Below are 25,693 nucleotides of genomic sequence, written 5' to 3' on the forward strand. Positions count from 1 at the left end.
TATCGGGGAAACACCCGATTTATCCCTGAAAACAGGGTATGAACCCCGATGATATGCCCCAAGGGGCGCACAATGGAATCATGATGCAAACCACGAACGCCCCTCAGCGGATGAACACTCCGCCCGCCGACGCGCGGCCATATCAGGCGCCGGCTCCGCTTGCACCGGCGAAACTGCCGCTGCTCAGGCCCAAATACGGCAGGATGCTCTGCGGTGTCTGCCGGGGCATCAGCATGCATCTGGGCATCCCCGTGTGGCTGGTCCGGCTCGCGTTCATCTGCTCCTCGTTTGTCTTCGGCGCAGGCATCATCGCCTATATCTTCCTGTGGGTGACCGTGCCGGTCGGCGATCCGGTGCGTGAAGCGCAGCGTATCAGCCTTGTCAGCCAATCGCCGCTGTCTCGCGGCAACGCCCCCTACCCGATGCCCGGCGCCTCGGCTGCTGCTATGCCGCAGCCGGTCACGGTTGTTCCCGGGTATGTGCCGGGACAAGCGGGCGGCCCATCACGAACGCCTGCACCGACTCCCGCTCCTGCTGTTTCGGTTCCGGCGACGAGTCTTCCGACCGCACAGAATACTGCCGCACAGAATACTGCCACGTCAGACACAGCCATACCCGATGCAGCCGCGGCCGGTGCGGCAACGCCATCCGACGCCGCACCGCCGAGCACATCCTACGCATCGGCCGATGAGCGCGCGATTCCTGCCGCCGAATCGACGGAGAACGGCGAAAGTCTGCTGGATGTCATCCGCCGCGCCCCCAAACCGGCAATCATCGCCCTGTCAGGCATCATCATGCTGCTTATCAGCGGTGTCATGCTCTATACCGGGGAAACCGCAATGATCCTCCCGGCAATTATGACCGTCAGCGGCGTGCTCATCGCTTGGCTGCGATTCAACGATGGACAACGTCAGTGGCTCACCGCGATACTCGGGCTGGCGCTCCTCGTCGGCGCGTTCTGCATCACCGTACTCTTGGAACCCGGCACACCTCAAGTGCACGGCAAAACCATCCTCGCCGCAGCCGCCCTGCTGGTTGCCACCGCACTCGCCGTCATCCCATGGATCATGTCATTGACGCGTTCCCTGAGCACCGAGCGCGCACTCAAAGAACGCGAGGAAGAACGCGCGGATATGACCGCGCACCTACACGACGGGGTATTGCAAACGCTGGCACTTATCCAGCTGCACAGCAGTGAACCGCAGATTGTGCTCGCACTGGCGCGCCAGCAGGAGCGCGAACTGCGCAACTGGCTGTATCAGGAGCGTACTCCACCCGACAAATCCGTCAGCGCAGGCATCAAGGACATCGCCGCCGAAGTCGAAGACGAATCAGGCAAAGCGATTGAGGTGGTGACTGTCGGCGACGCGCAGCCATGCACCCAGACCGACGCGCTGCTGAACGCCACCCGGCAGGCGCTGGTCAACGCGGTCACGCACGGCGGGGAGCCGATTTCCGTCTATTGCGAGGCGGGAGCAACCACTGTGGACGTCTACGTGCGCGACCACGGCGAAGGCTTCGATGTGAACGCCATACCCGAAGGCCGGCTCGGCATCCGCGAATCCATCATCGGCCGCATCAAACGCCGCGGAGGCACAGTACAGATCGTGTCCCGGCCGCATTGGGGCACCGAAGTGCGTATGCACATGCCCATCGGCGGCACGGCGAGTCCTGCCGGCGCTCGCACGCATATCATGGACAGCGCAGGCAACGACCAGCACAGGACATCAGGAATCGAGGAGCAATGAGTCATAGCGGACAAGACGACAACGCGGACGGCAGCGACATCCGCATCGCCGTCGTTGACGACCACGAGATGTTCAGGGCTGGCGTTATCGCCACCTTGCAACCAGATTTCGATATCGTCGGGCAGGCGGGCGATGTCGAGGGCGCCATCGAGATGATTGCGCAGACCAAGCCCGATGTCGTGCTCCTCGACGTGCATGTGCCTGGCGGCGCGGGTGGTGGAGGTACGGAAATCCTCACCCGTTCGCACCCGCTCTCCCCTGATTCCGTGTTCCTGGCGTTGAGCGTCTCGGATTCGCCTCAGGATGTCGGCTCGGTGATCCGGGCGGGGGCGCGCGGATATGTGACCAAGACGATAACCGGCGATGATTTGGCCAGCTCCATCAGGCAAGTGCACGAGGGATATGCCGTGTTCTCCCCCAAACTCGCCGGATTCGTACTGTCCGCCTTCCAAAACGGCGGAATCGCGCCCGAAGGGGAAATCCACGACGACGAGCTCGACAGGCTGTCGGCGCGCGAACAGGAAGTCATGCGGCTGATTGCCCGCGGATACACGTACAAGGAAGTCGCAGCCGAGCTGTTCATCTCGGTGAAAACTGTGGAAACCCACGTCAGCGCAGTGCTGCGCAAACTCCAGTTGTCCAACAGGACCGAGCTGACGCGTTGGGCGGCGGACCGGCGCATTGTGTGAATGGCGGACGATGGCGGTCCGATTGTCCGATTGAACTGTCCGCTTGGACCGGCTGATTGAACCGGCTGATTGAACCGCATCGTCGGGATAATCAGGACAAGCCGAGCACTGCGCGCGCCTGGTCGGCGGATGTGAACGTCACCCCGCGCAAACCGGCTATTCTTGCTCCACACGCGTTGCGGGGATTGTCGTCGAAAAACACGGTGGACTGTGGGTCGACACCGAAGCGATCAATCGCGCGCAGATAAATCACCGGGTCAGGCTTGAGCAGACGCTCCTGCGACGAAACGAGCGTGTCTTGCAATCGGTTGAACACATCGAATCGCGAATGTGCGATATCAACCGCCTCCGTAGTGAAATTCGTCAGCCCCCACACCCCGACGCCGGCAGATTGCAAGTCATCGACCAGCTGCTCCATACCGTCAAGCACGCCGAAAATCGCCCGCTCCTCATGCTCGAGCCACATCCGCAGCACCCACGTGACCGCCGGGCCGTGGTGTCGCGCGTATTCGGCAAGGACATCCTGCGTCGGGACGCCGGAATCGAGCAGGCGGTCGATGAAATCGTAGCCCCACTCGTCCGCGGAATCGAAGAACATGTCGATCACGCCTTGGGGATACAAGCCCTGAAGTGCGCGCCACGGACGCCAATCCAGCAGGACATCGCAATAATCGAAGATGACGTCGGTGATCGGGCCGCCGTGCGGGGCGATGATGGTCTCGCCTGCATGGAATGGCGACTCTTGATTGTTGATGTTGCCAATGTTCTCGTGATTACGCTCGCTCATGACTCTTATTGTCGCGCACGGCGGTGTCAATGATTGTTGATGTGTCGGCTGGTGGCATCGAGTGGCGCTATCGGGCGATGCTGCTGGGTGACACTGCAGAACAACACTCCCGGGTGGTATGGCCGAGTGATTTGTCCGAGTGTCTGAGCTTGATGAGGCAGCCGTTGTATCGTGTCAATCTGACTTATGCGTTGCCATCACTGTTTCCGGGCTGCCTCGGCGTTCAATCTGCATGGTTTGAGGGTGCAGGGCCGTTAGAGGATGGTGGCTGCTGGATGAAAGATGGGATTTGACGGGCAATCGGGCATCATCACGTCCCTGCACCGAATCGGAGCACGCCGGGCGGAATAGGAATCAGTTCACGCCGGCACCGGGCCGCACCCAGCCACCAGCTGGGATGCGGTCGTGAACCCGCGGAATCCCAAGGATTTGCTTGCACCACAACAATCAACCACCGCCCGGACCGCCCCGGGGTGCCCGAAATGCGGACTAGATCGGAGAATACGAGCCGAAAACCGATCCAGTCCACAAAGGTGCACACCATCACGCACCCCGCAACCATGGCCGCACCGCGAATCCGCAGCACATCAACCATCTGCCAGCACCACGAAGACTAGCCGCCGGCGCACCGGCCGAGCAACCGCCCAGCCCCACGGACCGAATCGGGAATCGCGCGACGACATCGGAACCAGCCCGCACAGGGATCGGAACGCCCTCGGCCACCAGCCACGGCACCACCACAGAACCGCGGAATTCCGACACCCCACTCACACCATCACCATCAACCGCCGGCTGGCCGACCACCCCGACCATCCGAGTCGCGGACCAAATCGGAAAATGCAAGCCAAAGACCAATCCAGTCCACAAAGGCATCCGACGTCAACCCTCCATGCAACCACGGCCACACCGCAAACCGCGGCACATCAACGATCCGCCGACACCACAAAGACCAGCCACCGGGACACCGGCCGCGCAACCATCCGAACCCACGGACCAAACTGGAAATCGCACGACGACATCGGAACCAGTCCACGCCGACATTGGGACACACCCGGCCGCGCAAACTGTTCACGCCAATCAAGTCAGCATCGGCAAGCGCAGTCATCTCTCCGCTTCTACCGACACTGAGACACCCCTCAGCGTCGGTAGAGGGTTACGGGATACACGCCACGGGGTTCCGAGGTCGGACAACACATGATACGTTGCCCGGAACCCGATCTCACGATACGTCCGTCGGAACCCAATTGCATGACATGTCGGCCGACACCCGATCACGCGGTTTTCGGCTTGATAACAAGAAACCCCGTGGAGTGGACTCCACGGGGTATTGCGGACAGGGCGAGATTCGAACTCGCGGTGGCTTGCACCACAACGGTTTTCAAGACCGTCTCCATAGACCGCTCGGACACCTGTCCATGCGTTTGCACGCACAAACGGTTATGTTACCACAAGGTCTGCATCAGACTGCGGACCAGCGGAAACATACCCGCACGATACGCGTGCAAACGCGAATCAAAAGAAAGGCTCAGGCCTCCCACTTGCGCGGTTCGATGACTTCCTTGCCGCCCATGTACGGACGCATGGCCTTCGGGATCTCGATGGAACCGTCAGCCTGCTGATGGTTTTCGAGAATCGCGACCAGCCAGCGCGTGGTGGCCAGCGTGCCGTTCAACGTAGACACCGCGCGAGTAGAGCCGTCCTCGGTACGCTCACGGATGTTCAAACGACGCGCCTGATACTCGGTGCAGTTCGAAGTGGACGTGAGCTCGCGGTAGCGGTTCTGCGTCGGCACCCAGGCCTCGCAGTCGAACTTGCGAGCAGCGGAAGCGCCCAGATCGCCGGCGGCGGTGTCGATGATGCGGTACGGCACCTCGACCTTGCCCAGCATCTCCTGCTCCATCTGCAGCAGGTGCTGATGCTCGGCGCGGGAGTTCTCCTGCTTGCAGTAGACGAACATCTCAACCTTGTCGAACTGGTGGACGCGGATGATGCCCATCGTGTCCTTGCCGGCGGCACCCGCCTCGCGACGGTAGCAGCTGGACCAGCCGCAGTAGCGCAGCGGGCCGTTGTCAAGATCAAGAATCTCGTTCTCGTGCATGCCGGCGAGCGCGACTTCAGACGTACCGACCAGATACTGGTCATCCGGCTCACGCAGACGGTAGATTTCGTCCGCATGGGAGTTGAGGAAGCCGGTGCCGGCCATGACTTCGGGGCGCACAAGCGTCGGGGTGATGGCGAGCGTGAAGCCGTGCTCCTCAGCCTGGTCGACGGCCATGGTGAGCATGGCGATCTGCAGCCGGGCGACCGCTCCGCGCAGGAAGTAGAAGCGGGAGCCGGAGACCTTGACGCCACGCTTCATATCGATGCCGGCAACGCCTTCACCGAGCTCGAGGTGGTTCTTCGGTTCGAAGCCTTCCGCGGCGAAATCGCGGATGGTGCCGACCTTCTTGACGACCACGTAGTCGTCCTCGCCGCCTTCCGGAGCTTCCGGCTCAACGATGTTGCTGAGCTTCCACATCGCGGTCGTGTACTCGGCCGCGGCCTGGTCTGCGGTGTCCTTGTATTCGGAGACCTTATTGGACAGCTCCTTGGTCTGGGCGATGATCTTCGCCTTTTCCTCAGGAGCGGCGGTGGCGATCTTCTTGCCCATGTCCTTCTGTTCGGCGCGTGCGGCTTCGAACGCCTTGAGCGACTCGCGACGGGTTTCGTCGGAGCGGAGCACCTCGTCGACAAGTTCCACGGATTCCCCGCGCTTGCGCTGGGATTCCTTCACGATGTCCGGATGTTCACGGATGAATTGAATATCAAGCATAGTTCAAGACTAATGCGGCAAGCCGACACGTGACTGCTGGCAGTAGGTGCCGGCGCCGGCAACGCGAAACAATTCGTGGAGGGACCGTCAAATTCTCGAGATTTGCCCATGGACATCCCAGCGAAACAGGTAAGAATGGAACCTATGCAGTCGTCCAAGATGCCTATAGCGGTTGTTGTTATCGCAATCATCGTCGCGGTCGTAGCGATTGGTGTCGCCGCGTTCTTCCTTGTCCGCCATCTGCGTCGCCAGCATGTCGCCAAGGTACTTGAACAGCGGGAAGACGACCAGGTCCATTACGCGTTCATCATCAATCCATCCAAACCGCAGGCCAATGAACGGCGTCGCCAAATCAAGTCGTTCTGCGAAAGCAAAGGCATCAAACAAATCGAGTTCATCGACACGCAGCTTGACAAGGACGGCCGCGCGTGCGCGCTCGAAGCGCTCGGGCATGGCGCTGACGTCGTGGTCGCGGTAGGCGGCGACGGCACGGTGCGTACGGTGGCGAGCGCGATGTCGGGCAGCGGGCATGCGATGGGCATCCTACCGATCGGCACGGGTAATCTGTTCGCCCGCAATCTCAACATTCCCGTGGATGACTTCGAGGCAGCCCTGACCATCGCCACATCGCACGGTTCAAGGAAGGTCGACGTCGGACGCCTCTCCCTGCTAGACGACCCGAACGAAGACCACCCGCATGCGTTCATGATTATCGGCGGTGTCGGCTTCGACGCGCAGATGATCGAGGAGACAGATCCGCAACTCAAGAAGAACATCAGCTGGCTGGCCTACTTCGTCAGCGGGGCGAAGAACCTGTTCACGCCGAAATTCAAGGCGGATGTGACCGTGACCGACGCACACGGCAACACGCACACGGTTGACGGACTCGTGTTCCGCACGTTCATGGCCGGCAATTGCGGCGAAATACCGGTGTTTTCACTGATGCCCAGCGCGTCCTATGATGACGGGTTACTTGATTTCGAGATTATCGACACAACCGGCGGCCTGCTTGGCTGGGCGAACCTGTTCAATGACGTGGTCCATCAGACCATCACCAAAAAGCCACAGCAAAGCCCGCTGTCCACGAATTCGACCATCGAGCAGATGCAGGGCGTCAGCGCCGAAATCAAGCTGGAAAAGTCGGCACTTGCGGAGGTGGACGGCGACATGCTCGGCCGCACACGGCATATCCTCATCACCGTTGATCGGCAATCGCTGACCGTGCGCGCCCCGGAAAGCGACCCGGCCAAGGCGAGCGCAGCGGCGCCGGCATCCACATCAGCGCCAGGAACGGCCTCCGTTTCCACGGCCGCGCCCGTGGCCGTGCCAGCATCAGCACCGCGGTCCGAGTCGGGTTCCGCCCCCAAGTCGCCATCAGTACGCGCCTCCGTCCCCGCAACCGCACCGGCGGCCGCTCCCGGCAACAGCAATCTGAATCAATCGCGCTGAGCATCCACCGGCAACGCGTCGTCCTGTTCGCGTTCATCGACGTCGGATACCACGCGGGCTACATGCAACGCCAGATAAGCGATTTCAGCGGGAGTCAGATCCGCCCCCAATCGGATCGCGACGACATCGGCGATTTTCTGCGCGCACCGCACCTGATCGGGATAGGATTGCTTGATCGCCTCGATCACCGGCTCAGGCTCGCTGTCCAATTGGCGGCCTTGATAGATGCGCACGAACAGATAGCGCAGATGCGTAATGAACCGGCCGACACTGACATTGTGCTGCCCGAGCGAAATATTGTAGGTCTTCTCGATGATGACGAGCATCTGCTGGATGACGCCCGTCATGGTATAGGTATACGACAAATCCCCGTTGGAAAAGCCCGCATTGACCAGATGCAACGCGAACGCCACCGCCTCGCTGCGGGGCAGGGCATCATGCAGGCTGTCATTGAGCGCTGAAACCAGCGCCTCCCCTTGGACATACTCCTTGGCGTACAGGGAACGGACCTCCGCGTCGAGCGGATATTCCACGGAGGTGCCACGCTTGGCCCGACGCAACGCGCCGACCACGTGATCGGCGAGCGCCATGACGAGCGTAGGCGTCTGTTCGGCTTGTTGGCCGAGTCCCACGCGCGTCATGGCGTCGGTGACCAGCCGAATCGTCTCTGGAGGAATATCCGCAAGCAATTCGGCTACATGATCGGGATCGCGGCCGTCGGAAGGAACGAATTTCCGCACGACTTTGGAGTCGTCAACCCTCTGGCCGGGCTTGGCTTTGAAACCAAGGCCCCGGCCGGTGAGGATGACCTCCTGGTCGCCGTCGCGCGCAAGCACGACATTGTTGTTGAAAACGCGGAGAATGTCCACGACGTTCCTTCCGATCAGCCCGCGATTCAGCGGGAGATCTCCAGAACGGCGTCTCCCGGCTTGACGTCGATGCCCGTCTTCGGGGTCACGCCGCCAAGCGCCGCGGTGTTCAGAACCGTCATCAAAGTGACGGTGTTAAAACCTGCCGCCTTGACTTTATCAAAGTCCACGGTCACCAGCTTGTCGCCGGCGTTGACGCGTTGACCCTTGGTGACGGCCGGGGTGAAGCCCTCGCCGTTCATCTTGACCGTATCGATGCCGACGTGCACGAGCACTTCGACCCCGTCATCGGTCTTGATGCCGAAGGCGTGACCGGTTTCGGCCACCGTCGACAGCTCGCCGGACACCGGGGCGTACACGGTGGAGTCAGTGGGCTGGATGCCGACGCCCTCGCCAAGCGCGCGGGAGGCGAACACCGGGTCGCCTGCTTCATCCAAGGAAATGACGTGGCCGGCAACCGGAGCGACAACCGTATCGGTCACGGTCTTGGTCGCGGTAGCGGTAGCAGTTGCGACAGTATTGTCGCTCGCGGCGGCCGGGGCTGCCGGGGCTTCGACCTCGTCCATCGCCTGCTGGGCTTCCACCGCATGGTCAGCGGCCTTCTGCTCCGGAGTGCGGTAGTCGAGCGTGATAATCAGGAACATGGACACGAAGAACGCCACGGCGATGGCAATCGCATAAACCCACATCTGGCTGAACACCGGGATGGTCAGCAGCGAGGTAAAGGCGAAGGCCGTGGTGGTCACGCCGTGCACGACCTGGCCGTTGGCGAGTGTGGACGGGAAGATCCAGCCGAGAATCGCGATGACCACACCACCGATGAAGCAGCCGATGAGCATGCGCTTGTACACCAGCTTGTAGCGCAGGTGGATGCCGTACAGGCTCGGCTCGGACACACCGCCGAGCAGGCCTGCCATGAGCGCGCCGAACGCGGTCTGACGCATGTCGACGTTCTTCTCGCGCATCGCGATGACCAGCACGCCGGCGGTCGCGCCGAAGCAGGCGAAGTTCCACACGCCCATCGGGCCCTGGATGAAGTCGTAGCCCAGCGTGTTGATGTTGACCAGCATGAGGGCGTTGAGCGGCCAGTGCAGACCAAGCGGCACGAGGAACGGATAAAGCATAGGAATGAGGATCGCGAAGATGAACGGCGCGTTGTTGTTCAGCCATGCCAGGCCGACGCCGAGGCCGTTGCCGACCCACACGCCCAGCGGGCCGAGCAGGAAGGCGGTGACCGGGATCATGATGATCATGGACAGGAACGGCACGAACACCATCTGCACACTGTCGGGGATGATCCGCTCGAGACCCTTGTAGACGAGCGCGAGCACGGCGACCATGAACAGCGGCACGAACACGGAACCGGAGTAGTCGTTGAGCTGCAACGGCAGGCCGAACACCTTGGTGGAGCACGACTGGGTGCCCAGCGTGGCGTTGGTCACGCAGTTGAGGGCGCTCTTGGCCGCGGCCAGACCGCTCTTGTCGCCGAAGATGCCCGCCCACTTGTCAGGCGCGGACAGGGCCATGAACTGCGGGGTCATGAGGGCCGCCATGATGGTGGCACCGACCCAGCCGTCTACCTTGAGCTTCTTCGCGCCGTTGTAGGCGATCATGATCGGCAGGAAGTAGAAGACGCCCTCGTACGCGGCCTTGCACAGCAGCAGGGTCGGGCTTTCCGTGTCATTGGAGATGACATGGCAGGCGATGAGCACGTTGAGGATCGCGATGATCAGCGATGCACCGAGCAGCACGTTGATGATCGGGCGGAACGTGTCGGACAGGAACTCAAAGAAGTTGTCCACCCACGCGTGCTTGCCCTTGACCTTGGAGCGTTCCTGGGCTTTGACTTCGGCGTTGGACAGTTTCTTGGAGCCGTCGTTGTTGACTTCGCCGCCGCCGATATTGGCCATTTCGGGCAGCTGCATGATCTTGTCGTACATGGTGGCGACGCCGCCGCCGATGACGACCTGGTACCGGTCACCGCTCTGTGGAACGGCACCGAGCACGCCTTTCATGTGCTCGAGTCGGTTCTGGTCCACCTTGCCTGCGTCGACAAGTTCGAACCGCAAACGGGTGGCGCAATGCGTCAGGCTCTTGATGTTGCCCGGACCACCGACCGCGTCGATGATCTGCGAGGCAGTTGATTCGGCCATCGTCTTTCCTTCCTTGGGCTGTTCTTCCACTTCGTATTCACAAGGCGTCAACAAAAAAGACCCGAGGCTCGGTGGCAGATATGACAGTGCCACCGTGTCTCAGGTCTTGCGTCTTGTTTGACTTGCAACCCTGCAATAAACGAATCAGTTACACTATAGCGCTGCACTTCGTTTCTTGCAAGCATCTTTGCGGGCATCTTTGGATTGAATCGTCTCGAGCCGCGGATTTTCAAGGAAGATGCCGCGTTGGCGCGTGGCTGCTGGTACGAGGTCGCGGGTGCGTGGTCACAGACACGTGGGCGCGGGCGGACCGGCGAGACGATGCCGGGTGCCGCAATCACTGAATCAGCCCCGACGTCCGTATGTCGCCAATCGTATGCAAACGATAGCAATCAAGAGGAATACGATGATTCCGCCAATGCAAACGTTTCATTCCTGACATGAGAAGCGAAAATCAGCGATCGTTGCCATATGTCGGGACGCCTCCGAGCGAACATCCAAACGACGTGGCACAATTGAAGACATGGTAGCAAAAAATGCGGGTCTTCCCGCCACCCCAGCTGATCTGATTGATGTCGACGAGGTCATCGGCAAATACTATGACATCGTCCCCGACGTCAACGTCCCCGAGCAGCGCGTGAGCTTCGGCACATCCGGCCACCGCGGTTCCTCCCTGAAGACCTCGTTCAACGAGGCCCACATCGTCGCCATCTCCCAGGCCATCGCCGAGCACCGCAAGGCCGCCGGCATCACCGGCCCGCTGTACCTCGGCCGCGATACCCACGCCCTGTCCTTGCCGGCGTGGAAGACCGCTATCGAGGTGCTGGTCGCCAACGGTGTGCGTGTGCGCATCGATTCGCGCGACGATTTCACCCCGACGCCGGTCGTCTCCCAGGCTATCCTGACGCACAACCGTGCGGCTGACGGCACGCAGCGCTTCTCCGGCGACGACCTCGCCGACGGCATCGTCGTCACCCCGTCGCACAACCCGCCCACCGACGGCGGCTTCAAGTACGATCCGCCGACCGGCGGCCCGGCCCCGGCTGAGACGACGAACGCAATCGCCAAGCGCGCCAACGAGCTGCTGCCTGATTTCAAGAATGTCAAGCGCGTTCCGTTTGAGCAGGCCGTCAAGTCCGATCTCGTCGAGCGTTTCGACTTCCGCAAGCATTACGTCGAGGATCTGGGCAACGTCATCGACTTCGACGTGATCAAGTCCTCCGGCGTGCGTCTGGGCATCGACCCGCTGGGTGGCGCGTCCGTCAACTACTGGCCGCTGGTCAACGAAGTGTACGGCACCTCCATCGAGGTTGTGCGCCCGCAGGTCGACCCGACCTGGCGTTTCATGACCATCGATCACGACGGCAAGATCCGTATGGATCCGTCCTCACCGTACGCGATGAAGGGTCTCGTCGACTCGCTCAACAACGGAGCTTGGGACAAGTACGATCTCGTCGGCGGCACCGACCCAGACGCCGACCGTCACGGCATCGTGTGCCCTGACTGGGGCGTCATGAACCCGAACCATTACATCGCCGTCGTCGTCGAATACCTGTTCGGCAAAGACAAGAATGGCAACCCGAACCGTCCGGATTGGCCCGAAGGCACCGGCATCGGCAAGACCCTCGTGTCCTCCTCCTTGATCGACCGCGTGGCCGCCTCCATCGGCGCCAAGCTCGTCGAGGTCCCGGTCGGCTTCAAGTGGTTCGTCGACCCGCTGTTCACCGGAGAAGTCGCCTTCGGCGGCGAGGAAAGCTCCGGCATGAGCTTCCTGCGCAAGGACGGCCGCGTGTGGACCACCGATAAGGACGGCCTGATCCCCGACCTGCTCGCCGCGGAAATCACCGGCAAGATGGGCAAGAACCCGGCCGAACTGCACAAGGACCAGGTCGCGCGCTTCGGCGAGAGCTGGTACAAGCGCATCGACACGCCGACCACCCTCGAGCAGAAGCAGAAGTTCGCCAAGCTCACCGGCGACGACGTGACCGCCACCACCCTGGGCGGCGAGGAGATCACCGCGAAGCTCACCAAGGCTCCGGGCAATGACGCGCCGATTGGCGGTCTCAAGGTGACGACCAAGAACAACTGGTTCGCCGCCCGTCCGTCCGGCACCGAGAACATCTACAAGGTGTACGCCGAATCCTTCGACTCCCCCGAGACCCTCGACAAGGTGCTCGAGGAAGCGACCGAAGTCGTGGACAAGGCGCTGGCTGAGTGACACCGCGCTGATCGCGGTAGTTTGAGCAGTCCAAGACCCCGTTGCGGAATGGCTCCGCGGCGGGGTCTTTGCGTTGGCTGCAGTTTAGGGCGGCGTGCGCGAGCGGACGGACGGCTGTGGGACGGAGTGCGAGGAACGGGTCACAAGATGAGCGGATCAATGGCGGTCGTCGGCTCATCGGGGCGCCCGGTCGGGTAAGTGTGTGAGCGAATCCTCACAAAACAGGCAGTCAAATCGCCAGAATCAGCCATAGCAGCAATCCAAGCCGTCGTGTGAGGATTCGCTCACATTATGACCGGTCGATGACGGCAAATCGACGATTCGGCGCCGTCCAACCCCCTGTGCGTGAGGATTCGCTCACACGATGGGGATGCTACAAGCCGGGAACAGTGCATCGAGCACTACGGAGGGGTGGTTGTGTGAGGATCGGCTCACACAACCACACCTCCAATGCCTGTATCCGTACCGGCACCTCCATACCGCCGGTCGTCCAAGACGCGACGACCACACACAAGGAACGAGCCTTGCCTTCCTGCAATGAGAAAAGCAAGGCTCCAATAGATGCAGAGACTTCAATGGCCTCCAGGACCTGTTGACGTATCCTGATTTCGGCATATCATTGTACGGCACGTTGAACACGCGATATGACGTCGACGTATCCGATGCCGAAGAGACATTGGAAACCTTTGAGGCATCCGACGAACACACGTCGCTGCTGGATATCCCGACAGGCTCGCCGGTTGTGCGCATCCGGCGCGACGCATCCGACACCCAGGGCAGGATAGTCGAGCACGCGGTCGATCTTTTCGCGGCATCGCGAATCCGATTCACGCTCAAGGCGACCGGATATGTGCGGCTGTCTGCTGCGGGGTGACTCGATCTGATTCGCCGTGCCCCGTCTTATTCCGTGGCACAATCAGCCTGCGGGACATGATTGCCCGGACTGCCGCCACGCCGAATCCAGCGACGCGACATCTGGGATCTTTTACGAAGTTCGAGCTTCTTGCAGCAACGCTGTTGTCCGGCGGACGGGAGTTTAACGCGAATCGGTCTATCGGACGCTAATCTCCCGCGCGCGGTGCGGGAGTTTGTGGGAATCACGCGTTCATGCGGACAATCTCCCAGGGGGAACGTTGGAATTCCGCGATTCTTGAATATTGGTCCCGAGTCAGGTTTTGGGAGAAGAGTGGCGGATCGGCGTATTCGCGATAAACTCCCGCAGCAATCCGGGACTTCTCTGTCAAATCACCGATTCGCAGCTTATCTCCCACGGATCGCGGGAGATAAGCCGGTTTCACGCTTCCGTGACGCAAACTTCCGCGTCGATCACGCCACACGCGCAGACCATAATCCACACCGCGCGACACAATCCAATGATTTCAATGGCTCAGCCGGTGCCGCAATTCGCGCATCTTGGGGCTCAACTCCTCATCAGGCAGCGCATCAACCTGCTCGCACGACCCCAGCCGGTCGGCCGTCTGGTAGTACCACAGCTTGTAGTCGAGTGCGTCAAGATTGTCCTGCAATTCACGCATCTTGGCAACAACCGCGTCACGCTGGTTACGAATCATATCGAGCCGCTGCTCGATGGTCGTATCACCCTCATCGCATAAATCGACATACTGTTTGATGTTCTTGATTGGCATGCCGCCTGCCTTCAGGCATCCGATGATGTTAATCATCGGCATATCCTCGTCGCGGAACACGCGCGCTCCGCCGCTGGTTCGCCCGACGAACGGCAGCAACCCCTCACTGTCGTAATACCGCAATGTCGAAGTGGATACTCCAAGCTTCCTTGCCATTTGGCCGATGGTGTATGTCGCCATCAGCGACTCCTTTCCGCACCCGATTGCCTTTCGAGAATCTTTGAAATCCTGACACTCTGAAGACATCCTACCGACGCAGTACAACCCCACAACCCAATATCACAACACCGCAAACACCGCAACACCGTCGCAGAACACCGGCGCGCACCTGCCGCCCGGGATTGTGATCCAAGGCGGCAGGAGGCAATGCGGCAGTTCGACGCGTCCGCAATGTCAATGTCGGCTCCGATGCGGTTTCGGCGTGGCTCCGATGCAGCTGCGAACTGACACATCAAGCCCACGCATCATGCAGCCCATCGCGCTCGTTGTCGACCGTCAGCCTTCGACTTCGGACACCTTCACCAACGCCTTGATAACGCGGCGCGCATCCATGTCGGCGTAAGCCTGCGGCACCTCGTCCAGGGCGTATGTCTTGGTGAACACACGTCCAGGATGGATGTTGCCGGCGAGGACTTCGCGCAGCAGGCGCTGACGAGCGTAGGTGCGCACAGGGGCCGGGCCGCCTTTGATACCGATATTGCGGTAGAACGTCGCCTCTGCCGGAATCTGCACCCCGTGCGGCAAACCGACGCGACCGATGACGGCACCCGGACGACCGACACGCAGCGCAGTGTTGAACGATTGGGCGGATCCGACGCATTCGAGCACGGCATCGGCACCGGAGCCGGTGAGTTCCATGACGCGCGCGACCGCCGCGTCATCACGCTCGGGCACAATGTCGGTGGCGCCGAATTCGCGGGCGATGGCGGCGCGATCCTCGTGACGGCTCATGGCAATGATGCGGGTGGCGCCCAGCAATTTCGCAGACAACACGCCGCACAGGCCCACCGCGCCGTCACCGAACACGACGGCGGTGTATCCGGGCTTGACTTCGGCGCTGACGGCAGCATGGTAGCCGGTGCCCATCACGTCGGAGAGGGTCAGCAAATCGGCGAGCATCTCGTCGGTGAAGTCCTTCGGACTCGCCGGCGCACCGGGGATATCGCCTGCGGCGAGCGCCTCGGACACGTTGACAACCGTGCCATTGGCGTGCGGCACATGCAGATATTCGCTTTGGCAGCCTTCACCGTCGGCTCCACCGAAATAGCCGCCGTTCAAGCAACTGGATTCGAAGCCGGCCTTGCACGCCGCACATTCGCCGCAGCTGATGGGGAAAGGCACGATGACGAAATCGCCGGGTTTGGCGGCAGTCACGTCAGCGCCGACCTCGGTGACGACGCCGATGGATTCATGCCCGATCGGGGTACCGGCGGAGTTCACGTCCTGACTGCGGTAAGGCCATAGGTCGGACCCGCATACGCACGTGCGGACGACACGGATAATCAAGTCGCCCGGATCCTTGATGATGGGAATGGGACGATGTTCGACGCGCACATCGCGCGGGCCGTAGTAGATGGTCGATTTCATGATGGTTACACTCCTTGTGTTGTGGCGCGGATCGCGCAGTTTGCCGCCGCGAGCGTTGCCCGGCAAACACGCGCTGTCCGGAACGATTCCCTATCCGCGTCGTGATGCCTTCACTCTAAAGGTTCAAGTTCACTTCAAGTCAAATGGCGACACGCCCGAATGGTCAGACAGCCGCATCCCACCTGCGTACAGGGCGAACCGCGTCGATTGAGCGTTTCTGCGGTCGCTGTATCGTATCCCCACCTGTCCGTAAGGTGGAGGCATGACAATCACGGTTTCGACGGATGGATCAGCGCTGGGTAATCCGAATGGCCCGATGGGTTGGGCATGGGCGGATCACACGCCGCATGCGGGCGGAACTCCCGGACATGAGCACGAAGGCGATTGCGATGCAGGCGGCGCATCCAACGGCACCAACCAGATCGGCGAACTGTGCGCAGTACTCGAAGCCTTGCGCGCCCACCCGGGAGCGGAACCGCTGACCATCGAATCCGACTCGCAATACGCCATCAACTGTTCCACCACGTGGGTACGCGGATGGAAGAAAAACGGGTGGAAGAACTCCAAAGGCCAGCCGGTGAAAAACCGCGAACTCATCAAGGCAATCGACCATGAGATCTCACAGCGCCCCGGCCCGGTGAAATTCGTGTGGGTCAAAGGCCACAACAACAATCCCGGCAATGAAAAAGTCGACCACCTCGCCCACGGGTATGCCGGCGACTGCCGCAGCGGCGTCAAACCAGGGTATCTGCCGCTCGAAGGCTGGCAGTCGCTGCTCGCCTCCGAATATGCCAAAGGCACCACCGTGCCCGAGGACGCGCACATGCTCATGGAAGGCAAGATTTCCGCCGCCGAATACCATCTAGGCCGTGCCGAAGATACGGGTGGCGTACCCGGTACGAGCGACCGCAAGCCGGATTCGCGGACTTCCTCCGGCAGCAAACGCGCCGATTCACTGGCACAACGACTGGCCGAGCCGGAAGGCGTGCCTGATGATTTGCCTGATTATCAGGCCACCACAGGGTCAGTGGATGCGATAGACGCTGCGGATAGTGCGACCACAGCAATCGCCGCCAACAAGGACAATACGGCTTCCGATACTCCATCGGTCTCCGATGTTGCACCAGCCGCCATTGATTCCGCCACTACCGCAACCGCCGAGGCCGCCGAATCAGGCAACAGCGAGATAGCGACATCCCCCGCTGCCGGTCAAGCCGCATCCACGCACAACACCGCCGCCGCATCCGTCACACCCACATCATCAGGCGCGAACCGTCTGCGCACGGTCCCGGGCCTGACGCTCTCCGGCACGTTGCGGTTCTCCCCGCCGCCGTCCAGCAGCCCGACATTCAGCGGTGAGCCCCGCCGCATCCACGGCTTGGTGGAAATCGACGGATACGTGCAAGGCGACGGCTCCATCGAGCTCAACGGCGCCCGGTTCATGCTTGGGTAGGCGGGCGGCCGGCAGTCAGTGGGACGATGGGCCCAATCTCGAAGTATCAAAGGCATCACACCATAGTCGCGCTGTAAGCCGAGCCAGAATTGAGGCCGCACCGCGAAATACCGCCGCATCGATACTATAGAAGCAGGCTTCGGCGCATTATGCGAGGCGAAGCGACATCGTGACGGCCATCCGGGCCAACCCGTATCGGAACGTCACGGCGTCTGTCATACAGCGAGCTCAAAGGAGCATTATGGACAAGGCACAGCAAGACGCATTGAAGAAAGCGGCCGGCATCGAAGCCGCGAAGCTCATCCAGGACGGCATGATCGCCGGTCTCGGCACCGGTTCGACCGTGCGCTTCCTCGTGGACGAGCTCGGCCGTCGCGTGCAGGAGGAAGGTCTCAAGTTCACCGGCGTCACCACCTCCCGCCGCACGCAGGAGCAGGCTGAGGGCTACGGTATCAAGATCGTCAACATCGACGATGTCGACCATATCGACATCACCATTGACGGCGCCGACGAGGTCGACAAGAACTTCAACGGCATCAAGGGCGGCGGCGCGGCTCTCCTGTGGGAGAAGATCGTGGCGATCAACTCCAACAAGGTCGTGTGGATTGTCGACCAGTCCAAGGTCGTCGACACCATCGGCAAGTTCCCGCTGCCAGTCGAGGTCATCCCCTTCGGCAACGGCCAGGTGATCCGCAAATTCGAGGCGAAGGGCTACAAGCCGACGCTGCGCCTGGACGCCGAGGGCAAGCCGGTGCTCACCGACGAGAACGACTACGTGGTGGACCTGCACCTGGGGCGCATCGACCACCCGCAGGAGCTGGCTGAGGACCTCATCCACACCGTGGGCGTGGTGGAGCATGGTCTGTTCCTCAACATGGTCGACCAAGTCATCGTTGGCGATCCGGCCGGCCCCCGCACCCTGATCAACCCGAACAAGTAGCCCTGACCCGTTGCGGCGATCCATGGAATCGCCACGACAGCTCCGGCCTTATGCGCGACACAGATTCGCCGCGCATAAGGCCGTTATCATAAAAAGCCACTCGGGCACCGCCACACATAAGAGAGTCGGCGGATAAGCTGGGGATAAACTGAATAGGGGGCGTTGACGCACATCCAACCCGATCCCCTCTTATAGAAAGGCAAACCCCATGACCGATATCACGGCCGACACGGCAGACGAATCGCATTCCATCGACACCATCTGTGTCCAGGGCGGCTGGCAGCCGAAGAACGGCGAGCCACGCACGCCCCCGATCGTCCAGTCCACCACATTCAAATACACGAGCAGCGAGCAGATGTCCCGCCTGTTCGACCTGTCGGAGTCCGGGTATTTCTATACCCGCCTGTCCAACCCGACGAACGATGTCGTCGCCAAGAAGATCTGCGAGCTCGAAGGCGGCACCGCGGCCATCCTCACGAGCTCCGGCCAGGCGGCGAATTTCTTCGCACTGTTCAACCTGTGCTCCGCCGGCGACCATATCGTCGCCTCGAACGCCATCTACGGCGGTACGTACAACCTCATCAACGTCACCATGCGCCGCATGGGCATCGACTGCACCTTCGTGCACCCGGACTGCACGCCCGAAGAGCTCGACGCCGCGTTCCAGCCCAATACGAAGGCCGTGTTCGGCGAATCCATCGCCAATCCCTCGCTCATGGTGCTTGACTTCGACAAGTTCGCCGCCGCAGCACATCAGCACGGCGTGCCGCTGATCATCGACAACACCTTCCCGACGCCCGTCAACTGCCGCCCCTTCAAGTACGGCGTCGACATCGTGACGCATTCGACCACCAAGTACATGGACGGCCACGGCTCCTGCGTGGGCGGCGCCATCGTGGATTCCGGCAACTTCGACTGGATGGCCCACGCCGACAAGTTCCCCGGCCTGACCACACCCGACGATTCGTACCACGGCGTGACCTACGCCAAGGAGTTCGGCAACGGCGGCGCGTTCATCACCAAGTGCGTGGCGCAGCTCATGCGCGATTTCGGCTCCATTCCTTCGCCGTTCAACTCATGGGTGCTCGGCCAGAATCTCGAAGATCTCGGATTGCGCATGCAGCGCCACTGCGAGAACGGCTACAAGGTCGCGAAGTTCCTTGAATCCGATCCGCGTATCTCCTGGGTGAACCATCCGGGTCTCGAAACCGACACATACTACGAGCTCGCGAAGAAATACATGCCGAACGGTACGTGCGGCGTCATCGCCTTCGGCGTGCCCGGCGGTCGCGACAAGGTCTCCGCGTTCCTCGACCATTTGAAGCTCGTGTCCATCGCCACGCATGTAGCCGATTCGCGCTCCTGCATTCTCTACCCGGCCGGCACCACGCACCGTCAGCTCACCGAGCAGCAGCTCAAGGAGGCGGGCGTCGGCATCGACCTCGTGCGTCTGAGCTGCGGCCTAGAAAACGCCGACGATATCATCGCCGACTTGAAGCAGGCCATGGACGCCGTGCTCTGAGCCCACACGCACGCACCTGTGCGCAGTAATAACGTGAATAGCTGAACCGCGAACGGATGGTAATCCAGCCCGTTCGCGGTTTTCTTTCTCGGCGTGCGATCACCATGTCAGGTTGCGCATGCCCGGACATACGCAACATACCTATGCGTCCTCTTGCCAACCCGGTTACGCCAAAGCCGCGTCCGGATGTCACCAGTTCAAGGCGGCCGCTCCGGTAAGGCAAAGAAAAAGCCCCTCCGAAGAGGGGCCTGAGCTGTGAGCTACTCGCAGTACTTGCGCGAGGCTTCACCGGTGCAACTACTTGCGCTGGTGACGAGTCTTACGCAGCAGTTTGCGGTGCTTCTTCTTGCTCATCCGCTTGCGGCGCTTCTTGATGACGGAACCCATCTGAAGCCTCCATTCTTATTACCGAAAGATTGCAACTCGCCTAATACTACACGCATTCGGCGACTTTGGATAACGACATTCCGACGGCACACGCGAAAGCGCGTCGTGCCTTCGTCACAGCGGGAATTTCTGGCAGAACGTCGTCACCGCGTCACTCGGACCGTTCGCCTGAAATACCGCGGTATCGTTGAGCCAGACAGCGACCGCCTTCTTGCTGTCGGAGGCGTCCTTGCGAATCACATAGCTGCCGGTAGTCTTTCCGCTGACCTTGACATTGCCGGATGCAATCTCGTCGCCAGTCAGCGAGGCCGTCAACGTCTCATACTGCTTTTTCGCATCATCTGCACTGGACCACTGTGCGGTAATCAGTGAGATGTTCTTTGTGTCATTCCCAGTGGAATACGTCATCGTGTACTCTTCCAGCGGTGACGTGGATGTCCAGTTCGCGCTCGGGTTGGCGTCGGTACGCGCATAATTGACCACGCTGTCCGGCATGGCTTTCAGCAGACTGGTCGCGTCAGCGGGCAGAGCTTTTGCCGAAATGGTCGGAGTCGATGGAGCTTTCGCACTCGCTGACTTCTTGCCACTCGCCGTCGAGCTGGTGGTCGGCGCACTCGCCGGTGTCGTCGTCTTGTTGAGCGCCCAGCCGGGCCAGATGAATGCCGACAGCAGTGCCAGCACAATAACCACCGCTGCCACTGCGATTACCGCAGTGAGCTTGCCGTGGGATGAGGATTGTTGAGTGTTCGCCATACGGTTTATTCTCGCACAGCGGCATGACGCGTGCCCGGCATCATCGGGAACGCACGTTGAGCCCGCCGCGCAATGTCGCGAAAGTTCGCTAGCTTCGGCACTATGGCAAAGACTACGACGCAGTACGTGTGCACAGAATGCGGCTGGAACGGCCCCAAATGGTACGGACGCTGCCCTGAATGCGGCCAATGGGGCACGGTCGAGGAGTTCCATGAGGCGCGTCCCGCCGCAAAATCACGCACCGCCGCTCCCGGCCGTACCTCGCGCACGCAGGCACAGACCGTGGTGGGTGAGGGCACGGTCAAACCGATCAGCGAAGTCGGCACGGAAAGCGTTGCCCGCATTCCCACCGGATTCGGCGAATTCGACCGTGTACTGGGCGGCGGCATCGTCCCCGGTTCTGTCGTTCTGGTCGCCGGCGAGCCGGGTATCGGCAAATCAACGCTCTTGCTCGAAACGGCGGGGAATGTGGCGCGCACGAACCCGGATGGCACCGTACTGTACCTGTCGGGCGAGGAATCGCAGGCACAGGTGCGCATGCGTGCCTCACGCATCGATGCGGTGCAGGACAATCTCCTGCTCGCCTCCACCACTGATCTGGCCACCGTTTTGGGGCTGATCGCTCAGGAACATCCGCGGCTCGCCATCGTGGATTCCGCGCAGACTATCGTCTCCCAAGATGTCGATGGCATCTCGGGCGGTTCCACCCAGGTGCGAGAAGTCGCGAGCGCGCTTATCGACACCGCAAAAACCCTTGACATCCCTATTGTCTTGGTCGGTCACGTCACCAAGGATGGCTCAATCGCCGGGCCGCGCACACTGGAACATCTGGTCGATGTGGTCTGCCAATTCGAAGGCGATACGCAGACCGCGCTGCGTATGCTGCACGCGGTGAAAAACCGGTTCGGTCCCACCGACGAGGTTGGCTGCTTCGATATGAGCGGCGAGGGCATAGAAGAGGTGACCGACCCTTCCGGGCTGTTCCTGTCCGCTTCGCAGGAGACGGTAGACGGCACATGCGTGACCTTCACTCTGGACGGGCATCGCAGCCTGCCAATCGAGTTGCAGGCGCTCGTCACGAAATCCGTGTTGCCCACCCCGCGTCGTGCGGTCAACGGTGTGGATGGGAACCGTCTGGCGATGCTCACCGCGGTCCTGTACCGTCATGGCAAGGTGAATCTGCTTGCCAACGACGTCTATGTTTCGACCATCGCGGGGGCGTCCGCCAAAGAGCCGGCATGCGATTTGGCGATTGTTGCGGCGTTGGCGAGCGCAGCGACCGGCACCCCGATTGCACGGTCGACCTGCGCGATCGGGGAGATATCGCTGACCGGGCAGGTGCGGCCAGTTCCCCAGCTCACCCACCGGTTGAACGAGGCGGCACGGCTCGGGTTCACACGTGCCGTGGTTCCGGCGACCCGTTCGGGCAAGCGGCGGGGAGGTTCCGCGCCGAAGGGGATTGAATTGGTCGAGGTGACGTCGTTGCGGGATGCGTTGGACGCATTGGGGCTCACGAAGCGCCGGTGAGAGACGGCTGACGATATGCCAGCGCCAACAGCCGTTCAGGCCTGCCGGGCGGCATCCGCCGCCTGCTTGGCGTTGACCGCAAGCTCAGCTTTCAGTGCGTCCACGGAATCGAACTTGATTTGCGGACGCAGGAATCCGGTGAATTCAATGCGAGCGCGATGCCCGTACAGGTCAAGCCAGTCATCGGTCACCGCATAGGCTTCGACGACACGTTCCGGCTCGCCGGCTTCGGCTTCGAATGTGGGTTTGGTGCCGATGGAGATAGCCGCCGGCCAACGGTATGGCGAGTGCGGAGCAAGCCGCGATCGAATGGAGGCAAGGTCCACGGGCAGCGGGATGCTTGCGGCGGGCGTGGTGCCGTCCGCATTCGCAACATCGGGCCGAACAGCGTCTTGTGACGCCTGATCCGCCGCATCTGCAGACGTCGTCGAATCCTGCGCATCATCGCCGTTCTTAGGCTCACCCAAGTCAACCAGCCACCCCGCGTACACGCCATCGACAGGCAGGAATCCGTCAATTTGCGTGTCCAGATTCGCCGTCGGGAAGCCGATGCCACGACCGCGCTGCTCGCCGTGAACAACCGTGCCTTCGATGGCATGAGGCGCGCCCAGAATGGCGTTCGCATCCTTGATCCGTCCATGGGACAGCAGATAGCGCACATTCGAGGAACTCCACACTCTCGCCTGTTTGGCTTGATGCTTTTTACTCCACGCGCGCATCTGGGCCTTGGTCATGCCGACGGTCGGGTCTTTCGGCTCGCCCGGTCCCTCAGGCGCAACATATGCGATATTCTGCGGGATACGCGTGTATCCGGGCCCGCGGTCGTCAACGATGTCCAGTTCGAACACACCGGTGGCGAGCGCAAGATTCTCGATGGCTTTCACATCGCCGGTGCGGCCCGCCCCCATATGCGCGTCCTGCCCCAGCACGAGGGTGCGCATACCGAGTTTGCCGACCAGCTGGCCGAGGAAGAAACGGAAGGATTTCGCGGCGAACGCGAGCGTATACCGCACGAGCAGCACGTGGTCCACACCCAGTTCGTCCATGACGCGCAGCCGCTGGTCGACGCCCATGAGCCGCTCAGGATCGGCGATATCCGCCGGCGGCTGCTGCCCCTGATGGGTTTTTGCGTACTGATGGACGACACTCGGCCGCGGGTCGAACAGGATGACCACCGAGAAGGCGTTGTTGCGCTTGGCCAATTCAACGGTTCTTCCAATCACCGCACGGTGCCCCTGATGCATGCCGTCGAAGGATCCGACCGTGACGACGGATTTACGGTTGACGCTCAAGGTCGGCCAGTTGACCAGCCCGTTGACGTCGGGAACCAGATTGGTGATGTTCATGCTGTTCCTCTTGTCGTTGTCCCGAAATTCTTGGATGTCTTGGTTGTGATGTCTTGGTTGTCTTCGATGTTTTGATTCTTGGATTGCCGCGTCCACTCTAGCAAAAGGTCAGGCGGCGGGAAAGACCACCGTCGGGCGCGATTGCGCCGGCATCCCGCTGTCGGGGACAATGATGGCGACCACGTCTTCCCCGGTATTTGCCGGATGCGCGATGGCGGCTGTGGCACCCGCCACGGTGACGCCAATACTGCGCCCATACCGCAGATCCTGCGCCTGCTTGTCACTGACATCCACGACGGGCATGGTCATCCGTGCGGCCTGCCCCATGGTCAGGGCGGCGTCCAAGAGCTGCTCCTTCGTGGTATCAAGCCGGGCCCTCATGCGGGTTTCGTGCCGTCCGTCGCGCGTGGTGAAGCTATGTTCCTCGCTGCGGGCGGGCAAGACATGCGGTCCTTCGAGGCTGAACGCGCCGACATGGGTGCGCCGCAACCGGGTGAGGTATCCGCCGACCCCGAGGATATGGCCCAGATCGCGGGCGAGCGCCCGAATATACGTTCCTGCGGAGCATGTGACACGCACGTCGATATCGCGCGTGCTCTGGGCCGCATCCGGTTCATGGACGGCGAGCACGTCGAAGCTGTCGATGATCACTTGGCGAGGCTCGAGGGCCACCTCCTTGCCTTCGCGGGCGAGATCGTAGGCGTGTTTGCCGTTGATTTTCACCGCAGAGTAGGAGCTCGGGACCTGGCTAATCTCCCCCATCAGGTGGGTGTTAATCGCCTGTTCAATCACTTCCCGGGAAAGCGCGGCGATTTGCGCGCGCACGTGTTCGCGTTCCTCGGCAGGCCACTCGATGGCCTCGCCTTCGGCATCCTCGGTGGTGGTGCGCATCCCGAGCCGGATGGTCGCCTCATAGGTCTTGTGATGGTCGACGATGTAGTTGAGCAGCCGGGTGGCGTAGCCGAACCCGATGACCAGCACGCCGGTGGCCATCGGGTCGAGCGTGCCTGCGTGGCCGACGCGTTTCACGTGAAGCACCGACCGTACCGCGGCAACGACGTCATGGCTCGTGACCCCTTGCGGCTTGTCAATGACGATAAGGCCGTCAGGCATCCTGCCCGCCTGTCAGCCCGCTGTCGGTATCGTCATGTTCGTCGCCGGTATCGACGGCGTCGTCGGATTCCTCACCGTAGTTGTCGTCGTCATAAGCATCGTAATCATCATCCTCGGCCCATCGGTTCTCCCGCTCCTCAGGATGCTTGTACGGATCGGCTTCGCCGGCGTACTGGGCGTGTTCACGGCTTTTCGCGAGTTCCTCGTCACGACGACGGGCGGTGACTAGAATATCTTCGATTTCGGTCGCCTCTCCCGGCACCTCGTCGAACTTGAACTTGAGTTCCGGGGTAAGTCGCAGCCCCGCCTTGCGACCGACCAGCGTGCGCAGACGGCCTTTCGCCTGATTGAGCGCCTGCTGGGCGCGCTTGCGTTCACCCTGTTCCTTGCCGTCGTGGCCGAGCTGGGTCCAGTAGATGGTGGCGATCTGCAAATCGTTGGTGACCCGCACGTCGGTGATGGTCACGCTGTGGAGCCGTTCGTCGTGCAGCTGGCGTTCCAACGCGGATGCGACCACACGCTGGATGAGCGCCGCGATGCGCGCCGCCCGTGGATTCGTCCCTGCCAATGGTGTTCCTTTCTAAGAGTTCTAGGAGCCGGTCTGTTCGAGGCCGGTCTGATACGTTCGTTGGTTTGATATTCCCACAGCCCAGTCACGTGTGCCTGTTTCAGGCTGAGGGCGTAACCGCCCGCG

At 61.4% G+C, this 25,693-nt stretch carries 20 protein-coding genes and 1 tRNA gene; 9 read left to right on the forward strand and 12 right to left on the reverse strand.

From position 1 onward, the window contains the following. The first annotated feature begins 80 nt into the window (after nucleotides 1-80). Both ACZ41G_RS06550 and ACZ41G_RS06555 read left to right on the forward strand, forming a co-directional pair. Nucleotides 81-1,748 carry an ATP-binding protein gene (locus ACZ41G_RS06550; RefSeq protein WP_464145021.1) on the forward strand — a complete coding sequence of 556 codons (1,668 nt, stop codon included), beginning with the start codon at nucleotides 81-83 and terminating at the stop codon, nucleotides 1,746-1,748. Beyond that, entirely contained in the window at nucleotides 1,745-2,437 is a 693-nt protein-coding gene (locus tag ACZ41G_RS06555; protein ID WP_464145023.1) for a LuxR C-terminal-related transcriptional regulator, read from the forward strand. Before ACZ41G_RS06550 ends, ACZ41G_RS06555 begins: the two co-directional genes overlap by 4 nt. Nucleotides 2,438-2,528: 91 nt before the next feature. Here ACZ41G_RS06555 and ACZ41G_RS06560 read toward each other — a convergent pair whose 3' ends face one another. The 3 genes from ACZ41G_RS06560 to serS all read right to left on the reverse strand — a co-directional run bounded on the left by ACZ41G_RS06560 (nucleotide 2,529) and on the right by serS (nucleotide 6,036). Further along, nucleotides 2,529-3,224, reverse strand: a complete 696-nt coding sequence (locus ACZ41G_RS06560) for an HAD family hydrolase (RefSeq protein ID WP_464145024.1) — start codon at nucleotides 3,222-3,224, stop codon at nucleotides 2,529-2,531. Between the two features lie 1,330 nt (nucleotides 3,225-4,554). Next, nucleotides 4,555-4,639: transfer RNA gene (locus tag ACZ41G_RS06565), tRNA-Ser, on the reverse strand. A gap of 110 nt (nucleotides 4,640-4,749) precedes the next feature. Further along, the gene (gene serS, locus ACZ41G_RS06570) at nucleotides 4,750-6,036 is read right to left on the reverse strand and encodes a serine--tRNA ligase (RefSeq protein ID WP_015450904.1); all 1,287 of its coding nucleotides are present in this window, start codon (nucleotides 6,034-6,036) and stop codon (nucleotides 4,750-4,752) included. A 144-nt stretch (nucleotides 6,037-6,180) separates the two neighbouring features. On the opposite strand from serS, the gene ACZ41G_RS06575 reads away from it, so the two are divergent. Continuing rightward, nucleotides 6,181-7,485, forward strand: coding sequence for a diacylglycerol/lipid kinase family protein (locus ACZ41G_RS06575; RefSeq protein WP_414600796.1), 1,305 nt, complete (start codon nucleotides 6,181-6,183; stop codon nucleotides 7,483-7,485). Here the strand turns inward: ACZ41G_RS06575 and ACZ41G_RS06580 are convergent. Next, on the reverse strand, nucleotides 7,473-8,354 hold the full coding sequence (locus ACZ41G_RS06580; protein WP_464145026.1) for a PRD domain-containing protein: 882 nt from the start codon (nucleotides 8,352-8,354) through the stop codon (nucleotides 7,473-7,475). The genes ACZ41G_RS06575 and ACZ41G_RS06580 overlap by 13 nt on opposite strands. A 26-nt stretch (nucleotides 8,355-8,380) precedes the next feature. Then, nucleotides 8,381-10,507 carry a glucose PTS transporter subunit IIA gene (locus ACZ41G_RS06585; RefSeq protein WP_464145027.1) on the reverse strand — a complete coding sequence of 709 codons (2,127 nt, stop codon included), beginning with the start codon at nucleotides 10,505-10,507 and terminating at the stop codon, nucleotides 8,381-8,383. Between the two features lie 568 nt (nucleotides 10,508-11,075). On the opposite strand from ACZ41G_RS06585, the gene pgm reads away from it, so the two are divergent. Both pgm and ACZ41G_RS06595 read left to right on the forward strand, forming a co-directional pair. Next, entirely contained in the window at nucleotides 11,076-12,725 is a 1,650-nt protein-coding gene (pgm, locus tag ACZ41G_RS06590) for a phosphoglucomutase (alpha-D-glucose-1,6-bisphosphate-dependent) (protein WP_414625612.1), read from the forward strand. Between the two features lie 592 nt (nucleotides 12,726-13,317). Continuing rightward, on the forward strand, nucleotides 13,318-13,599 hold the full coding sequence (locus tag ACZ41G_RS06595; protein WP_464145029.1) for a UTRA domain-containing protein: 282 nt from the start codon (nucleotides 13,318-13,320) through the stop codon (nucleotides 13,597-13,599). 505 nt (nucleotides 13,600-14,104) lie between these two features. Here the strand turns inward: ACZ41G_RS06595 and ACZ41G_RS06600 are convergent. Both ACZ41G_RS06600 and ACZ41G_RS06605 read right to left on the reverse strand, forming a co-directional pair. After that, nucleotides 14,105-14,551 (reverse strand): MerR family transcriptional regulator, encoded by a 447-nt coding sequence (locus ACZ41G_RS06600; protein ID WP_412170443.1) that lies wholly within the window; start codon nucleotides 14,549-14,551, stop codon nucleotides 14,105-14,107. A gap of 315 nt (nucleotides 14,552-14,866) precedes the next feature. Beyond that, the gene (locus ACZ41G_RS06605) at nucleotides 14,867-15,958 is read right to left on the reverse strand and encodes a zinc-dependent alcohol dehydrogenase family protein (protein WP_464145030.1); all 1,092 of its coding nucleotides are present in this window, start codon (nucleotides 15,956-15,958) and stop codon (nucleotides 14,867-14,869) included. A gap of 262 nt (nucleotides 15,959-16,220) precedes the next feature. Here ACZ41G_RS06605 and ACZ41G_RS06610 point away from each other — a divergent pair, with 262 nt between their 5' ends. The 3 genes from ACZ41G_RS06610 (at nucleotide 16,221) to ACZ41G_RS06620 (ending at nucleotide 19,873) form a co-directional block, all read left to right on the forward strand. Next, nucleotides 16,221-17,411: a ribonuclease H family protein gene (locus tag ACZ41G_RS06610; RefSeq protein WP_464145031.1), complete on the forward strand. Its 1,191-nt coding sequence runs from the start codon at nucleotides 16,221-16,223 to the stop codon at nucleotides 17,409-17,411. Between the two features lie 241 nt (nucleotides 17,412-17,652). Then, the gene (gene rpiA / locus ACZ41G_RS06615; protein WP_464145033.1) at nucleotides 17,653-18,351 is read left to right on the forward strand and encodes a ribose-5-phosphate isomerase RpiA; all 699 of its coding nucleotides are present in this window, start codon (nucleotides 17,653-17,655) and stop codon (nucleotides 18,349-18,351) included. Nucleotides 18,352-18,559: 208 nt separating this feature from the next. Next, complete coding sequence (locus tag ACZ41G_RS06620) at nucleotides 18,560-19,873, forward strand: O-acetylhomoserine aminocarboxypropyltransferase/cysteine synthase family protein (protein ID WP_464145034.1); 1,314 nt, start codon at nucleotides 18,560-18,562, stop codon at nucleotides 19,871-19,873. A gap of 297 nt (nucleotides 19,874-20,170) precedes the next feature. Here the strand turns inward: ACZ41G_RS06620 and ACZ41G_RS06625 are convergent, their stop codons facing one another. Next, nucleotides 20,171-20,260 carry a 30S ribosomal protein bS22 gene (locus ACZ41G_RS06625; RefSeq protein ID WP_004268639.1) on the reverse strand — a complete coding sequence of 30 codons (90 nt, stop codon included), beginning with the start codon at nucleotides 20,258-20,260 and terminating at the stop codon, nucleotides 20,171-20,173. 114 nt (nucleotides 20,261-20,374) lie between these two features. Continuing rightward, nucleotides 20,375-21,013, reverse strand: a complete 639-nt coding sequence (locus ACZ41G_RS06630; protein WP_464145036.1) for a hypothetical protein — start codon at nucleotides 21,011-21,013, stop codon at nucleotides 20,375-20,377. A gap of 102 nt (nucleotides 21,014-21,115) precedes the next feature. Here ACZ41G_RS06630 and radA point away from each other — a divergent pair, with 102 nt between their 5' ends. Continuing rightward, nucleotides 21,116-22,540 (forward strand): DNA repair protein RadA, encoded by a 1,425-nt coding sequence (radA, locus tag ACZ41G_RS06635; RefSeq protein ID WP_033505949.1) that lies wholly within the window; start codon nucleotides 21,116-21,118, stop codon nucleotides 22,538-22,540. 35 nt (nucleotides 22,541-22,575) lie between these two features. On the opposite strand, the gene ribF is transcribed toward radA, so the two are convergent. From ribF to rbfA, 3 genes are all read right to left on the reverse strand, one after another. Beyond that, nucleotides 22,576-23,886 (reverse strand): bifunctional riboflavin kinase/FMN adenylyltransferase, encoded by a 1,311-nt coding sequence (gene ribF, locus ACZ41G_RS06640; RefSeq protein ID WP_464145037.1) that lies wholly within the window; start codon nucleotides 23,884-23,886, stop codon nucleotides 22,576-22,578. 108 nt (nucleotides 23,887-23,994) lie between these two features. Further along, nucleotides 23,995-24,999 carry a tRNA pseudouridine(55) synthase TruB gene (gene truB, locus ACZ41G_RS06645; RefSeq protein WP_464145039.1) on the reverse strand — a complete coding sequence of 335 codons (1,005 nt, stop codon included), beginning with the start codon at nucleotides 24,997-24,999 and terminating at the stop codon, nucleotides 23,995-23,997. Then, on the reverse strand, nucleotides 24,992-25,567 hold the full coding sequence (rbfA, locus tag ACZ41G_RS06650; protein ID WP_033505956.1) for a 30S ribosome-binding factor RbfA: 576 nt from the start codon (nucleotides 25,565-25,567) through the stop codon (nucleotides 24,992-24,994). Before rbfA ends, truB begins: the two co-directional genes overlap by 8 nt. Nucleotides 25,568-25,693 lie beyond the last annotated feature (126 nt).

The sequence above is a fragment of the Bifidobacterium porcinum genome (assembly GCF_055378475.1).